At 67.1% G+C, this 14,997-nt stretch carries 12 protein-coding genes; 11 read left to right on the forward strand and 1 reads right to left on the reverse strand.

Going from position 1 to position 14,997, the window contains the following annotated elements:
* Positions 1-143 precede the first annotated feature (143 nt).
* The 5 genes from AC5P8R_RS05385 (at position 144) to AC5P8R_RS05405 (ending at position 7,602) form a co-directional block, all read left to right on the forward strand.
* A complete protein-coding gene (locus AC5P8R_RS05385) occupies positions 144-2,504 on the forward strand; it encodes a DNA translocase FtsK (RefSeq protein ID WP_014647088.1) in 2,361 nt (786 codons plus the stop codon).
* A gap of 39 nt (positions 2,505-2,543) precedes the next feature.
* Complete coding sequence (locus tag AC5P8R_RS05390) at positions 2,544-4,487, forward strand: DUF3857 domain-containing protein (protein WP_478426702.1); 1,944 nt, start codon at positions 2,544-2,546, stop codon at positions 4,485-4,487.
* Between the two features lie 111 nt (positions 4,488-4,598).
* Positions 4,599-5,237 (forward strand): outer membrane lipoprotein periplasmic chaperone LolA, encoded by a 639-nt coding sequence (gene lolA, locus AC5P8R_RS05395; protein ID WP_005413289.1) that lies wholly within the window; start codon positions 4,599-4,601, stop codon positions 5,235-5,237.
* Positions 5,238-5,727: 490 nt separating this feature from the next.
* Entirely contained in the window at positions 5,728-7,005 is a 1,278-nt protein-coding gene (locus AC5P8R_RS05400; protein WP_014037159.1) for a replication-associated recombination protein A, read from the forward strand.
* 225 nt (positions 7,006-7,230) lie between these two features.
* Positions 7,231-7,602, forward strand: coding sequence for a DUF805 domain-containing protein (locus AC5P8R_RS05405; protein ID WP_014647091.1), 372 nt, complete (start codon positions 7,231-7,233; stop codon positions 7,600-7,602).
* Between the two features lie 74 nt (positions 7,603-7,676).
* Here AC5P8R_RS05405 and AC5P8R_RS05410 read toward each other — a convergent pair whose 3' ends face one another.
* Entirely contained in the window at positions 7,677-8,051 is a 375-nt protein-coding gene (locus AC5P8R_RS05410) for a hypothetical protein (protein WP_014647092.1), read from the reverse strand.
* 281 nt (positions 8,052-8,332) lie between these two features.
* Between AC5P8R_RS05410 and AC5P8R_RS05415 the strand changes: the two genes are divergently transcribed.
* From AC5P8R_RS05415 to AC5P8R_RS05440, 6 genes are all read left to right on the forward strand, one after another.
* Positions 8,333-9,361: an alpha/beta hydrolase gene (locus AC5P8R_RS05415; RefSeq protein ID WP_142234693.1), complete on the forward strand. Its 1,029-nt coding sequence runs from the start codon at positions 8,333-8,335 to the stop codon at positions 9,359-9,361.
* A gap of 122 nt (positions 9,362-9,483) precedes the next feature.
* On the forward strand, positions 9,484-10,860 hold the full coding sequence (locus AC5P8R_RS05420) for a YncE family protein (RefSeq protein ID WP_164109205.1): 1,377 nt from the start codon (positions 9,484-9,486) through the stop codon (positions 10,858-10,860).
* Positions 10,861-10,911: 51 nt separating this feature from the next.
* Positions 10,912-11,958: a heme/hemin ABC transporter substrate-binding protein gene (locus AC5P8R_RS05425; protein ID WP_495223060.1), complete on the forward strand. Its 1,047-nt coding sequence runs from the start codon at positions 10,912-10,914 to the stop codon at positions 11,956-11,958.
* Complete coding sequence (locus AC5P8R_RS05430) at positions 11,955-12,998, forward strand: FecCD family ABC transporter permease (RefSeq protein ID WP_046430486.1); 1,044 nt, start codon at positions 11,955-11,957, stop codon at positions 12,996-12,998. Before AC5P8R_RS05425 ends, AC5P8R_RS05430 begins: the two co-directional genes overlap by 4 nt.
* On the forward strand, positions 12,995-13,756 hold the full coding sequence (locus tag AC5P8R_RS05435) for a heme ABC transporter ATP-binding protein (protein WP_014647097.1): 762 nt from the start codon (positions 12,995-12,997) through the stop codon (positions 13,754-13,756). The genes AC5P8R_RS05430 and AC5P8R_RS05435 overlap by 4 nt, the downstream gene beginning before the upstream one ends.
* A 63-nt stretch (positions 13,757-13,819) precedes the next feature.
* Positions 13,820-14,569 carry a hypothetical protein gene (locus tag AC5P8R_RS05440; RefSeq protein WP_164076844.1) on the forward strand — a complete coding sequence of 250 codons (750 nt, stop codon included), beginning with the start codon at positions 13,820-13,822 and terminating at the stop codon, positions 14,567-14,569.
* Positions 14,570-14,997 lie beyond the last annotated feature (428 nt).

Genomic DNA, 14,997 nt, shown 5'->3' on the forward strand with positions numbered 1-14,997 from the left:
GATTCAAGCCGATGAACAGAACGCCGTCATCCAGCGGTGGTTTCGGCTCTGTCCGGGCCCGGTCAGAAGTCGCATAACTGAAAACTGACGCCGTCTCATTTATTATCAATCACTAACAGCGCATTCCAAAGGTATGGTCTAAGGTGGCGAAGCAGGTCCCTGAACGCTCCAAGTCGGACGACAGCAAGGCGTCACGTCGCACGGCCGCGGCGGCGACGACCGACAATCCACGCCGCCAGCGCCTCTGGCGCGACCTGGGCCTGATCGCGATCGCGCCGGCCCTGCTCTATCTGGCGGCGAGTCTTTTCACCTATTCAGCGACGGATCCGGGCTGGTCGCATACCGGCAGCGTGGTCGCGCCGGTGCACAACCTCGGTGGTCGCGCGGGCGCCTGGATCGCCGACGTGCTGCTGCAGTTGTTCGGCTACATCGCCTTCCTGCTGCCGGTGGTGCTCGGTGCGCTGTCGTGGATTGCCATGTTCGGCCTCAAGCGCGAGAGCAAGGGCGAGAACGACCTGGACCCGGCGCTGCGCCTGGTCGGCCTGGTCGGATTCCTGATCGCCGGCACCGGCTTCCTGCATGTACGCCTGTTCAGCGGCGATGTCTCCAGCGCCGGCGGCATCCTCGGCAAGCTGGTTGGCAATTCGCTCACGGTGGGCTTCGGTGCGCTGGGCGCGAACCTGTTCGTGCTGGTGTTGCTGCTGGCCTCGATCACCCTGGCCACCGGGCTGTCCTGGTTCACGGTGATGGAAAAGATCGGCCGCGGCGTGATGTCGCTGGCACCGTTGCTGGCGCGCAAGAAGGAAGAAGTCACCGAGTGGCAGCAGACCCGGGTGATGCGCGAGGAGCGCCAGGAGGTGCGCAAGGCCGATGCCGAGGTCCGCGCCAAGCGCGAGCCGGTGAAGATCGAGCCGCGCCCGGAACCGGTGATCGAGAAGAGTGATCGGGCCAAGCGCGACACGCAGATCCCGATGTTCCGTGGCGTCAACGGCGACGGCTCGGACCTGCCGCCGTTGGCCCTGCTGGACGACCCCAAGCCGCAGCCGGTGGGCTACGACAAGGAAACCCTGGACGCGCTGTCACGGCAGATCGAGTTCAAGCTGAAGGATTTCCGCATCGACGCCCAGGTGGTCGGCGCCAACCCCGGGCCGGTCATCACCCGCTTCGAGATCGAGCCCGCGCCGGGCATCAAGGTCAGCCAGATCAGTTCGCTGGACAAGGACATCGCGCGCGGCCTGTCGGTGAAGTCGGTGCGCGTGGTCGACGTGATTCCGGGCAAGTCGGTGATCGGCCTGGAAATCCCCAACGTCACCCGCGAGATGATCTACCTGTCCGAGCTGTTGCGCTCGAAGGAATACGACAAGTCGGCCAGCGTGCTGACCCTGGCGCTGGGCAAGGACATTGCCGGGCGCTCGACCGTGGCCGATCTGGCGCGCATGCCGCACCTGCTGGTGGCCGGTACCACCGGTTCGGGCAAGTCGGTGGCGGTCAACGCGATGGTGCTGAGCCTGCTGTTCAAGGCCTCGCCGAAAGACCTGCGGATGCTGATGATCGACCCGAAGATGCTCGAGCTGAGCGTCTACCAGGGCATCCCGCACCTGCTGGCGCCGGTGGTCACCGACATGAAGGAGGCTGCCAACGGCCTGCGCTGGTGCGTGGCCGAGATGGAGCGCCGCTACAAGCTGATGAGCGCGGTGGGCGTGCGCAACCTGGCCGGCTTCAACAAGAAGGTGAAGGAAGCGCAGGATGCCGGCCAGCCGCTGATGGACCCGCTGTTCAAGCCGAACCCGGAGCTGGGCGAGGCGCCGCGTCCATTGGAGACGCTGCCGTTCATCGTCATCTTCATCGACGAATTCGCCGACATGATGATGATCGTCGGCAAGAAGGTGGAAGAGCTGATCGCGCGCCTGGCACAGAAGGCGCGTGCGGCCGGCATCCACCTGATCCTGGCCACGCAGCGCCCGTCGGTGGACGTGATCACGGGCCTGATCAAGGCCAACATCCCGACCCGTATCGCCTTCCAGGTCAGCTCCAAGATCGACTCGCGCACCATCCTCGACCAGTCCGGCGCGGAAACCCTGCTGGGCCACGGCGACATGCTGTACCTGCCGCCGGGCACCGCGCTGCCCGAGCGCGTGCATGGTGCGTTCGTGTCCGATGACGAAGTGCACCGCGTGGTCGAGCACCTCAAGGCGATGGGCCCGGCCGACTATATCGACGGGGTGCTGGACGAGGTGCAGACGATGGGCGACGGCGTGGTCGTCGGTGCCACCGGCCTGCCCGAGACCAGTGCGGCCGGCGACGAGTCCGACCCGCTGTATGACGAAGCGCTGCGGGTGGTCACCGAGACCCGCCGCGCCTCGATTTCCGGCGTGCAGCGCCGGCTGAAGATCGGCTACAACCGTGCAGCGCGACTGATCGAGGCCATGGAAGCGGCCGGCGTGGTCAGCCCGCCCGAGCACAACGGCGACCGCACGGTGCTGGCACCGCCGCCGCCGAAGTAAGGCCCGACGTATCCCCCACGACGTCCAAGGAACCGACGCATGCTTCACCCCGTACCAAGCGCGCTGGCGCTGGCGCTGGCAGCCTTCCTGGCTGCCGGCCCGGCACTGGCAGAAACCGCCACCTCCGCGCCCGCCACGGCGCCGCCTTCCACCAGCGGCGATACCGAAGCCAGCAATAATTTCAGCATTGTCCGTTACCGCGCCGACTACCAGGTGCGGCCGGATGCGGGCAATGTGCAGACCGAAACCTACGAAGTCCTGCTCAAGACCAAGGCCTCCGTCGAGCAGTTCAGCCAGGTGCGGCTGAGCTACAGCGAAAAGATGGAGACGCTGGAAGTGCTCGGTGCCTACACCATCACCGCCGATGGCCAGCGGCGCGACGTGCCGGCCGATCGCATCTACACCCAGGAGAGTTACTCCAGCGCCTCGGCGGCGATGTATGCCGACCGCAAGGTGCGGGTGATCGTGTTCCCGAACCTGGCCCCGGGCACGCGCCTGTACTACCAGGTGCGCCGCACCCAGGCCACGCCGTACTTCCCGGGCTATTTCGGCCTGTGGGAGACCTTCAACGTCTTCACCGAGTACGAAGACGCCGAGGTCACCCTGACTGCGCCGGCCAACCTGCCGATGTTCGTCGACAGCCGCGGCGTGCAGGGCAGCGATCGCCCGACGGTGAAGAACGGCCAGGCACAGTGGCGCTGGCGCTACCAGCGGCGCGAGGCCATGCCGGCACAGAACTGGTCGGCGGCGGGCTGGGAGTTCGGCCCGAACATCATGGCCAGCACCTATCGTGACTGGTCGCAGATGGGACGCGCCTACCAGCTCAAGGCCGGCCCGGCGGCCGACGTGACCCCGGCGCTGCAGGCGCTGGCTGATGAGATCACCGCTGGCATCAGCGACCGGCGCGAGCAGGCCGACGCGCTCTACCGCTGGGTGGCGCAGAACATCCGCTATGTGGCGGTGTACCTGGGCAATGGCGGCCTGGAGCCGAACAGCGCGCAGAGCATCCTCGACAACCACTACGGTGACTGCAAGGACCACGTGACGATCCTGGAGGCGCTGCTGGCGGCCAAGGGCATCGCCAGTTCGCCGGTGCTGATCGGTGCCGGCGGCGGCCCGACGCTGCCGAAGATTCCGGTGCTGGGCCGCTTCAACCACGCCATCACCTACATCCCCGAGTTCGATCTGTATCTGGATTCGACCACCGCGTGGGCGCGCTTCGGGCAGCTGCCGGAAGGCGACCTCGGCGCACCGGTGATGCGTACCCGCGACGCCTCGTTGGCGCGCACCCCGGCCAACACGCCGCAGCGCAACGCCACCTCGATGGAGGTGCGTTTCACCTTCGACGCCAACGGCAACCTGCGCGGCGAGACCATTCCGAAGCTGGGCGAGAACGCCGAGATCGGCATGCGCGCCCAGTTCTCCCAGCTCAACGCGCAGAACCGTGCGCGCGCCGAGGAGCAGATCATGGCCGCGTCCGGTTTCGACGGGCGAGGGCAGCTGCAGATCCAGGGCGTGCCGGTCGACCTGACCCGGCCGTTCGGCTATCGCATGGCCTTCCAGGCCGAGGACTACGCCGACTTCAGCGTGGCCGGCGGCATGGCCGTGCCGGATCCGCCGGGCGGCGAGTCGGTGCGTGGCCTGTACGCCACCGCTTCTGCGCCGGCCAACGAGACGCCGTTCTACTGCAATGCCAGCCTGCGCGAGGAAACCTATCGCCTGCAGTTCCCTGCCAATGCGCCGATCATCGCCATCCCGGCCAACCAGCGTTTCACCAACGCCGCTGGCGAGTACCGCGTGGACTGGAGCCGCGAGGGGCAGGACGTGATCGTGCGCCATCGCCTGCAGCAGAACGCGGTGCGTGGGCCGGAGGCGCTGTGCCAGCCGCAGGACTACACCGCATTCCGCGCGTTGTATCGCGAAGTGCGGCGTGGCTTCCGTGGCCAGGTGCTGTACGGCAAGCTGCCGGGCTCGGGCGGCTGAATCGCCGATGGACGTTCAGGGCGGCATAATGTCGCCCTGATCGCCCATTCATCTTTCCCCGGGCACACTGGCAACCACCTTTCCTGGCGCCCGCGCCCACAGGATTCCCGCATGAACTTCCGCTTCCGTCGTTTCCTTGCCACCACCACCCTGGCCGTGGCCTGCGCCGCCGCCGGCAGCGCCTGGGCAGGCGCCCGCGATGACCTGAAGACCTTCACCAGTGGCCTGAAGGGCCTGGATGGCCAGTTCAGCCAGCAGGTGTTCGACAGCCGCGGCAAGGTGAAGGAATCGACCAGTGGCCGCGTGGCCCTGTCGGCGCCGCGCCTGTTCCGCTGGGAATACGTGCGCCCGCACGAGCAGTTGATCGTGGCCGACGGCAAGAAGGTCTGGATGTACGAACCGGACCTGGAGCAGGCCACCGTGCGTGAGCAGGGCAAGGAAGAGCAGAACAGCCCGCTGACCGCGCTGATCAACCCGGCACTGCTGGAACAGCAGTACGACGTCAGTGAAGAGGCTGCGCAGCGCGACGGCCTGCAGTGGCTGTCGCTGTCGCCGAAGCGCGAGACCGAAGCCAGCTTCCAGTACGCCGCGCTGGGCTTCAATGCCCAGGGCCTGGCCAAGATGGAAATCACCGATGCGGTTGGCCAGCGCACCGTGATCAGCTTCAGCGGCTGGAAGCGCAACCCGGGCTTCGCGGCCGGCACCTTCAGCTTCACCCCGCCGAAGGGTACCGACGTCATCGGTAATTGACCTGTGGGCGGAGGCGCTTTGGTGGGTGTCAACCTTGGTTGACACGCTTTTGATCTACCGGCCAGCGGCCGGCTCTACCGATCCTGTGGCCTGATCTGCCGGGCAGGGTTCGGTGCTGTCTGCTCTGGCGGGTGTCAACCGGCACCGTCATGGTGGGTGTCAACCTTGGTTGACACGCTCTTGATCTGCCGGCCAGCGGCCGGCACTACCACCCGTGCGGCCTGATCGCCGGCATGGCCCGGCGCTTTCTGCTCTGGTGGGTTTCAACCGGGACCGCCTTGGTGGGTGTCAACCGTTGGTTGGCACGCTTGGGATCTGCCGGCCAGCGGCCGGCACTACCAGACATCGCGTCCCGCCGCCGGGCACGGCCCGGCGCTACCGTTGGGCGGCGCGGTACAATGACCGGGTGGCAAGACATCGTTCAACTTCCTTCCCTGGTCCCGATCTGCTGAGCGTCGATCGGGAACACCTGCGCCCGCTGGCCGAGCGCATGCGTCCGCGCACTCTCGACGAAATGGTTGGGCAGAAGCGCCTGCTGGCGCCGGACAGCGCGCTGCGTCGCGCGGTCGAATCCGGTCGCGTGCATTCAATGATCCTGTGGGGGCCGCCAGGCTGTGGCAAGACCACGCTGGCGCTGTTGCTGGCCGAATACTCCGACGCAGAATTCCGTGCCATCTCCGCCGTGCTCTCCGGCCTGCCGGAGGTGCGCCAAGTGTTGGCCGAGGCCGCGCAGCGTTTCGCCGAAGGCCGCCGCACCGTGCTGTTCGTGGATGAGGTGCACCGCTTCAACAAGGCGCAGCAGGATGCGTTCCTGCCGCATATCGAGCGCGGCACCATCCTGTTCGTCGGTGCCACCACCGAGAATCCGTCGTTCGAGTTGAATTCCGCATTGCTGTCGCGTTGCCGCGTGCATGTCCTGGAAGGCGTTTCGCCCACCGACATCGTCGAGGCGCTGGAACGTGCGCTGGGTGATCGCGAGCGCGGCCTGGGCGAAGAGGGTATCGAGGTCGCCCCCGAACTGCTTCTGGAAATCGCCACCGCTGCCGATGGTGATGTGCGCCGTGCGCTGACCCTGTTGGAGATCGCCGCGGAACTGGCGGGCGGGGAGGGGGGACGCATCACGCCGCAGACCTTGACCCAGGTGCTGGCCGATCGCACCCGTCGCTTCGACAAGGGCGGCGAGCAGTTCTACGACCAGATCTCGGCGCTGCACAAGTCGGTACGCAGCTCCAACCCGGATGCCGCGCTGTACTGGCTGACCCGCATGCTCGATGGTGGCTGCGACCCGTCCTACCTGGCGCGCCGGCTGACCCGCATGGCCATCGAGGATATCGGCCTGGCCGATCCGCGCGCGCAGAGCATGGCGCTGGAAGCCTGGGACATCTACGAGCGGCTGGGCAGCCCGGAAGGCGAGCTGGCGTTCGCGCAGCTGGTGCTTTACCTGGCCAGCACTGCCAAGTCGAACGCCGGCTATGCGGCCTTCAATCAGGCCAAGGCCGACGTGCGCGAGAGCGGCACCGAAGAAGTGCCGCTGCACCTGCGTAATGCGCCGACCAAGCTGATGAAGGAGCTCGGCTACGGCGCCGAGTACCAGTACGACCATGACGCCGAGGGTGGCATCGCGCTGGACCAGACGGGTTTCCCGGATGCGATGGGCGAACGGGTGTACTACAACCCGGTGCCGCGTGGCCTGGAAATCAAGCTGAAGGAAAAGCTGGACCGGCTGCGTGCCGAGCGCGAAGCGGCGAGGGCGGCAAAGGGTCGCTGACCCGGTTTATGTAGCGTCGAGCCGCGCTCGACTCCGCTCTGGACCGGGCCAGCAGCGCCTGCGGCAACGGCAGCCGAGCATGGGCTCGGCTCTACAGGGCCAATGGCAGCCGAGCATGGGCTCGGCTCTACAGGGCCAATGGCAGCCGAGCATGGCTCGGCTCCACATTGTTCCCGGCGGCGGTCTTTGGCACACTGCGCGGCCACTTTTTCAAGGATTGATGCCGTGCAGGAAATGATTCTGCCGTTGAAGCGCTACGCCCAGTTCGAGGGGCGTGCCAACCGTCGTGAGTACTGGATGTTCCAGCTGTTCATGCTGATCGTCTCCGCCGTCCTGATGGTGCCGCTCGTTGCCGGGCTGGTGATGCAGTCCGACGTCCTGGGCATCGCGTCGATCATCCTGTTTGTCGTGTTCTGGCTGGCCACGTTCGTGCCGGTCATCGCCGTCACCGTGCGCCGCCTGCACGACTGCAACCAGTCGGGCTGGATGTACCTGCTGGCCTTCGTTCCGTTCGGCGGCCTGGTGATCTTCGTATTCGCGCTGCTGCCGGGCACGCCGCAGGAAAATGCTTATGGTCCGGTGCCTTCGGGGCCGTGACATTTCGCGAGTCGGGCATGGCTCGACTCCACAAGAGGCAAAGAAAAGAAGCCGGCATTTCGCCGGCTTCGTCTTTACTTGATGGTGCAGTCGCCGAAGGACAGGTAGTCCGTGCCGGAACTGAACTGCAGCGTGCAGCTGGCGGTGAACGTCGCGCCTTCTTCCAGTGCGCCCAGCTTGGCCGCCTGCTGTTCGTCGTCGCTGGTCAGTCGGGCCAGGACATTGCCCTGGTCGTCGCCGGCCTCGATCAGCGGCTCGCCCGCCAGATTGCTGGAAACGCTCAGGGCTACGGCAGTGAATGTCACCGTCTGGTTGAGTTGGTCCATGCCCAGTGACGAATTGCCGGCTTCTTCAAAGGCCTGGTAGAGCGTTGGCAGGTCCTGTGCGGCATGGGCGGCCAGCGGCGCAAGCAGGCCGAGGGAGAGGGCGATCAGGGTGGTGTGCTTCAAGGGAGTCTCACAATCATGGGATCCAATCCCATGCCGGTTGTGTGCAGATGAACGCGACCCGGATGGCGGCAAGTGCCCGCCATCCATGGCTGCGCTGGAAGCGGGGCGATCCAATGCCCCGATGGGCGGCAAAATAGGGGAATTGCTGCCCCTTGCGCAACCCGGGCATGCGCGCGCGTGATACACAGCGTGACGTTTGATCGATGTGATAATCATTCGCGTTTAAGGTAGACTGCGGTCCCTTGTGAACCGGCGGCCCTGGGCCGCTTCTGCCGCCGCTGATGAAGCACTTTGTTCCGCCTTCGCGCCGTGGTCCGCTGGCCCGCGGCCTGGCCGCCTTGATGATGGGTCTGCTCCTGGCCACCCCATATGCCCATGCACAGCAGCGCAACCCGCTGCAGAAGATCGGCCGCACCGTGCTCGACGAGCCGGCGGCCAGCTATCGCTTCGAGCATTTCGTGGTGGACAGCCCGGACCAGCAGCGCCGTTGGCGGGTGAACCTGGCGATCCCGGCCAAGGCCGGCAAGGTGCCCTCTCCGGTGCTGTACGCGCTGGACGGCAACGCCGTCGCGATGGTCCTGGATCAGCCGTTGCTGGCCGAGCTGGCCGCGCGCAAGGCGCCACCGGTGCTGGTGCTGATCGGCTACGACAACGACCTGCGCATCGATTCCAAGGCGCGCACCCGCGACTACACCGCATGGATCGACCGTGCCGACGATGAGAGCGGTACGACCCAGGCGGTCGGCGGTGGTGCTGCGGCCTTCCTGGATGTGATCGAACGCCGCATCAAGCCGGAAGTCGAGCGTCGCGCACGCATCGATACGCAGCAGCAAGCGCTGTGGGGCCACTCGCTGGGTGGATTGTTCGTGCTCAATGCGCTGTACACGCGTCCGGCCGCCTTCCAGTCCTATCTGGCCGCCAGCCCGTCGCTGTGGTGGAGCCAGGGTGCGGCGCTGGGGGATCCGGAACAACAGTTCGTGCAGAACGTGCACGGCCAACCGGCAAGGCTCTGGCTGATGCTGGGCGGTGCCGAGCGTGTCGGTGATCGCGGCAAGCGCGACATGAACAATCCGCGCGTGGTCGCGCACCTGCGCCGCATCGGTGGCGCCACCCCGGATGCGGCGATGCAGCTGTCCGAGCGCTTGGGCAAGGTGCCGGGCCTGAGCGTGCAGTACCGCGAGTTCCCCGGCCTTGGCCACGGCCCGATGCTGCCGGCGTCCTTCCATGCGGCGCTGCATGAGCTGTACGGCGTGACCGATCGCAGCGCCGGCGATGGCGCGCCCAATGGCGGTGACAACGCCGCCGAATGAATCCTTTCGCACGCGCTGCCGTGCGACCCCACTACCCAGGCGAGGCTGCCGACGTGCAGCGGCCCAGGCAACCGATGACCCCCGCGCCACGTGGCGCGGCCTACGTGTGCAAGGAGCCTGCCATGTCGTTCCGTCCGTCTCTCCGTCTTACCTCTCTCGCTGCCGGCCTGCTGCTGGCAGTGACCGCCACCGCGCAGCCGGTGTTCGACCAGCCGGCCAACGCCACCTTCAAGGGTGAGGTCGTCTCACGCGGTGAGAACGTGGTTCCCGGCAGCACCGCCGACGTGGTCGGCCGTGGTTTCGTGCCGGGCCAGAAGGTCAGCCTGCTGCGTGGCGACAGCGTGCTCAACGCACAGCCGGTGGTGGTCGATGCCGATGGCAACTTCAAGACCCAGCTGAGCATTCCGGCCGACGCGGTGCCGGGCACCCACCCGGTGGTGGTGCGCGCCAGCCAGCCGGCTGCGGCCACGGTGCTGAAGCTGCGCGTGTCGCCGCAGTTGCCGCTGTCCGGCCAGGCGCAGTTCGCCACCCGGTCCAGCAAGCTGGTGCCGGGCCTGTACCAGTCCGCCTACAGTGCCGCCAGCGATGCGGTGTTCGTGACCTCGGCGGTGGGTCGCCCGCCGGTGACCCAGTCGCAGCTGCTGAAGCTGGACCCGACGTCGCTGAAGGTGACCAGGGCGATCACCCCGGCGCAGGTGCCGGGCAGCACCAATGGTGCGGTGTACGCGGTCTACGGCGTGGGCGTGGATGACACCAACGGCAATGTCTGGGTGACCAACACCCGCCAGAACTCGATCGCGGTCTACCGGCAGAAGGACCTGTCGCTGGTCCACCAGTTCCCGGCCGACACTGTGCCGCACGCGCGCGACGTGGTGGTCGATGGCACCCGCGGCAAGGTGTTCGCCTCGGCCACGGGCGAGGACCACCTGTCGGTGTTCGACGCCAGGACCTTCAAGGAGCTGCCGGCAGTGACGCTGGAATCCGGCGTGGACGACGGCACGTTCACCCCGATGAGCCTGGTGCTGGACGAGAAGGGCGGCAAGCTGTTCACCGTCAGCATCGGCACCCCGGAAGCGGCGGTGATCGATGTGGCCAGCGGCAAGGTCGAGAAGGTCATCGATCTGGGCAATTCGATCAGTGCCTCGGGCGTGGCCTTCGATGCGGCACGCAACCGCCTGTACGTCGCCTCGCAGGGCACCGACAACCTGCTGATCGTCGACGTGGCTGCCGGCAAGGTGCTGCATGACGTGCCGGTCGGCGCCGGTGCGCTGAACGTCGCCTTCGATGATGCCTCCGGCCTGGCCTATGTCAGCAACCGTGGCGCTGGCACGGTCACCGTGGTGAATGGTGACGGCAAGGTGGTCGCCAATCTTGATGGCGGCACGCTGCCGAACCACGTCCGCGCCGATGGCAAGGGCAACGTGTTCGCGGTGAACAAGTCGCGCGGCGCTGAGGACCCGAAGGGTGACCGCATCACCCGCATCACCCCGAAGCAGTAAGTCACACGGTGGGGCGGCGTGCGCGCCGCCCTGCCAGCAAGGAGAACGAGCATGAACATCGCGTCCCGTCTGCGCCTGTGTGCGCTTCCGTTGGCTCTTTCGCTGGTACTGGCCGCCTGTGGCGGCGCGTCGACACCGCCTGATGGCCAGAAGGCCGCCGAGCCGCCCGCCGCACCGGCCGCTGCCGAAACCGCGTTGCCGGCAGGCTGGCAGCGCGTGGCCGGTGCCGAGCTGCCGGCCGTGCATGACCAGAAGGCGATGCTGCCGGCCAAGGTGCATTCCGATGACGGCGCCGACATCGAGGTGACCGATACCAGCCGGATCATTGCCGGTGGCGACGACGTCATCGCGGTGATCGAAGCACTGGGGCTGGGCACGCAGGTATTCGCCGCGCCGACCAACACCACCACCCAGGCCGGCCTGGCCGCGCCGCACCAGTTCCTGTTCAACCGCACCACCGGCGTGGAGGGCGTGCTGAGCCTGCAGGGCTCGCTGTTCCTCGGCAACAGCCTGCGCCGCCACACCGAGCTGGCCAAAAAGCTGCGCGAAGTCGGTGAGCCGGCGGTGGTCATCGATGATCTGCAGCCGGCCCCGGACAAGGTGCGCAAGGTCGCCGCCGCACTAGGGCTGGCCGAAGCGGGGCAAACATTGGCCACGCAGGTGCAGCGCCAGCTCGACGAGGCTGCAGCGATTGGCAAGGGCCTGGGCCATGCGCCACGACTGATCCACGTATCGGCCACCGGCGCTGGCGGCTCGCCCACTGTTGCCGGTGCCGACAGCGCGTCAGCGCAGCTGATCGCGCTGGCCGGCGGCATCAACATCGGCACCGAGGCCGGGGTGAAGAACTACTCGCAGCTGAGCAACGAGGGGGTGGTCGCCGCGGCACCGGAGGTGATCCTGGTGACCGAGCATGACCTGCGGCTGTTCGGCGGTGCCGAAGGCCTGTGGAAGGCGTACCCGACGCTGAAGCAGACGCCGGCCGGGCAGGCCAATCGGGTCTGGGTGATGCCGGATGTGCAGCTGAAGTACACCAGCGTGGGTTCTGGTGCGGGCGCGCTGGCGCTGGCCAAGGCCCTGGCAGCCTTGCCGAAGGCATGAGTCCGGCGGATCGGCGCCGCCGTCGCGGGCGGACGATGTTGATGGTGGCGTTGCTGGCGCTGCTGGGGGCAGTGCTGGCGTCGTTCGCCGTGGGTCCGTTGCGGTTGCCGCCGCTGGAGGTGATGCAGGCGCTTGCGGTGAAGCTGGGCCTGCTTGACCCAGGGGCAGTCAGCAGCCGTGATCTGGCCGTGGTCTGGCAGCTGCGCATTCCGCGCGCCCTGTTGGGCGCGATGGTCGGTGCGTCGCTGGCGATGGCCGGTGCCAGCCTGCAGGGCCTGTTTGGCAATCCGCTGGCCGACCCCGGCATCGTCGGTGTCAGCCAGGGTGCTGCGCTGGGTGCGGTGGCTGCCATTGTTCTCGGCGCTGCCGGTGCGGCCGGCTGGTTGGTGCCGGTGGCAGCCTTCGTCGGCGGCGCGCTGGCGATCGGCCTGACCTATGCGCTGGCCCGGCCCGGCAAAGGCAGTGGGAATGCCACGCTGCTGCTGGTCGGCATCGCGATGGCCGCGTTCTGCTCGGCGCTGATTGGGTTCCTTACTTACATCGCCAGCGAAAGCGAGCTGCAGTCGCTGGTGTTCTGGCAGATGGGCTCGCTGGCGCGCGCCAACTGGGCCGACGTGGCCGCGGTGGTGCCGCTGTTTGCGCTCGGCGTGTTTGCGCTGCAGCGACTGGCCACGCCGCTGGACATGCTGGCGCTGGGTGAGCGCCAGGCGCAGCACCTGGGGCTGGACGTGACCCGTACGCGGCGTCGCCTGGTCGCGTTCAGTGCGCTGCTGGTGGGCGCAGCGGTGGCGTTCGCGGGCTCGATCAGCTTCGTCGGCCTGGTGGTGCCGCACGTGGCGCGACTGCTGGTCGGCCCGGGTCATCGCTGGCTGCTGCCGTTGTCCGGGCTGCTCGGTGCGCTGCTGATCGTGGTGGCCGACACCGCCGCACGCACGCTCGATCCACCTGCGGAGATTCCGCTGGGCCTGTTCTCGGCCGCGCTGGGTGCGCCGTTCTTCCTGTGGCTGGTGCTGCAGCAGCGCCGCAAGGCGGCGCCATGAGCGTGCTGCTGAAGCTGCACGAGGTGGTGGTGCGCCGCCAGCAGCGCGAGATCCTGCATGGCATCTCGCTGGCGTTCGAGCCGGGCACGGTGACCGCGCTGGTTGGCCCGAACGGCGCGGGCAAGTCTACGTTGCTGGCGGTGGCGGCCGGTGACCTGCGCGCCGATGCGGGGGAGGTGAGCCTGCTGGGCAAGCCGTTGGCCAGTTACAAGGCGGGGCCGCTGGCACGCGAGCGCGCGGTGATGCCGCAGGAACATGGCGTGCGCTTCGCCTTCAGCGTGGAAGAAGTGGTGGCGATGGGACGGTTGCCGCATCCGCCGGATCCGCGTGTGGACGATGCACGGGTGGAAGCTGCCATCGATGCCGCCGAACTGCAGGCGCTACGCCTGCGCGAAGTGCAGCAGCTGTCCGGTGGCGAGTCCGCCCGGACCACGTTCGCGCGCGTGCTGGCGCAGGACACGCCGCTGCTGTTGCTTGATGAACCGACCGCGGCGCTGGATCTGCGCCACCAGGAGCGTACGTTGCGCAGTGTGCGTGCCTGTGCCGAAGCCGGTGCGTGCGTGATCGTGGTGCTGCACGATCTGAACCTGGCCGCCGGCTATGCCGACCGCATCGTGTTGCTGGAACAGGGCAGGGTGGCCGCCGATGGCACGCCGCTGCAGGTGCTCACCGAAGACAACCTGCAGCGGGTCTATCAGCAGGATGTGGTGGTGCTGGAGCATCCGCGGCGCGGGGTGCCGTTGGTGGTGGTGACGTAGTCCGGATCTGCTGCCGTCGCCGCGTATCATGTCTGACCGGTATTCCCTCAATGGACTGATGCAATGATCTGTAGCATTTCGCGCGGCACGCTGCTGGCCGTGTTGGTTGGCTTCGCAGGCGCTGCGACTGCGGCTTCCACCTCTCCGGTTTCGCTGACCGATGCGGCGGAGAATGCCTCGCTGATCGAGATACGGCATTCCGCTGGCGCGGGTTCTCCTGTTGCGTCCATCCGGACGCAGTACTTCGCCAGCGAGGAAATGTCCGTGAGTTGGGATGACCAGCAGGTGCTGGTGCTTTGCAAGGAGGCGGCATACCTGCAGATTCCCCCTGCCAAGCTCAAGGCCGGTGCGTTGAGCACCGAGCAGCGGCAGATGATCGTCTACCAGGCGCTGATGTCCGGCCTGGGTGCTGTCGCGGGCGTGGTCGGGCCGGCGGGCGAGATGGTGGCTGTGGCGGATGACGGAAGCGAGACCCGCAGCATTGGCGAAAGCCATTGGGCGTACGGTATCGAGCGCTACGACGTCACCACCCAGCGCATGCCGGGCGGCGCGCTGCGTGTGCATTCCCGCAAGACCGAGACCGTGAACACGACGCCCCCGGCGAGCCCGGACGACACGTTCAGCACCGAGGATGACCAGGCGGCACGCCTGTCCGAACTGGCGCCGGTGGGGAGCTGGACCGAGGTGCTGATCCATGGTGGCCCGCGGCTGCCGCACATTGACCCGGCGACGTCGCTGAAGGGGTGGATTTCGATGGGGGATGACCAGGCGGCGACCGTGGCCGAGGCGCGCACGCTGCACGGCTGCAAGTAAAGGCTGAGAGGTCAGAACCCTTTGCCCAGGGGCAAAGGGATCTGACCCCGATCATTGTCGGCCTCATCGTTCCATTTATGTTTGCAATATTCACTTGCGCGCCAGATTGGCAGGTCTAGAATGCGCCCCATGAATCGGATGCCGCTCCTGAAGTTTTTCACCCTGACCCGCGCCAACGCGGAACGGGCGTGTCTGCCTGGAGCCCCACGAGGCCGTTGAAGCGGCCATCGCTGGACCTTCGACAGAGCGCCCCCCGGGGCGCTCTTTTTGTTTTTGTTAGTCGACTAACAGTCGACTCTACCCAGTCGACGCTACCCAGCCGACGCTACCCAGCCGACGCTACCCAGTACTGCAAAGGAGAACGTGCCATGCACCAGATCGCCGAGACCGAACGCTAGCCGCGCACCCTGTCGCCAACCGGGGGGCGC

Source organism: Stenotrophomonas sp. YJH_SMC_73 (assembly GCF_059370155.1).

Bases quoted from the DNA above. Each gene is read 5' to 3' on its own strand.
- AC5P8R_RS05425 (WP_495223060.1), top strand. From the start codon at position 10,912: ATGAACATCGCGTCCCGTCTGCGCCTGTGTGCGCTTCCGTTGGCTCTT.
- AC5P8R_RS05440 (WP_164076844.1), top strand. From the start codon at position 13,820: ATGATCTGTAGCATTTCGCGCGGCACGCTGCTGGCCGTGTTGGTTGGC.
- AC5P8R_RS05430 (WP_046430486.1), top strand. From the start codon at position 11,955: ATGAGTCCGGCGGATCGGCGCCGCCGTCGCGGGCGGACGATGTTGATG.
- AC5P8R_RS05390 (WP_478426702.1), top strand. From the start codon at position 2,544: ATGCTTCACCCCGTACCAAGCGCGCTGGCGCTGGCGCTGGCAGCCTTC.
- AC5P8R_RS05400 (WP_014037159.1), top strand. From the start codon at position 5,728: ATGCGTCCGCGCACTCTCGACGAAATGGTTGGGCAGAAGCGCCTGCTG.
- lolA (WP_005413289.1), top strand. From the start codon at position 4,599: ATGAACTTCCGCTTCCGTCGTTTCCTTGCCACCACCACCCTGGCCGTG.
- AC5P8R_RS05415 (WP_142234693.1), top strand. From the start codon at position 8,333: ATGAAGCACTTTGTTCCGCCTTCGCGCCGTGGTCCGCTGGCCCGCGGC.
- AC5P8R_RS05420 (WP_164109205.1), top strand. From the start codon at position 9,484: ATGTCGTTCCGTCCGTCTCTCCGTCTTACCTCTCTCGCTGCCGGCCTG.
- AC5P8R_RS05435 (WP_014647097.1), top strand. From the start codon at position 12,995: ATGAGCGTGCTGCTGAAGCTGCACGAGGTGGTGGTGCGCCGCCAGCAG.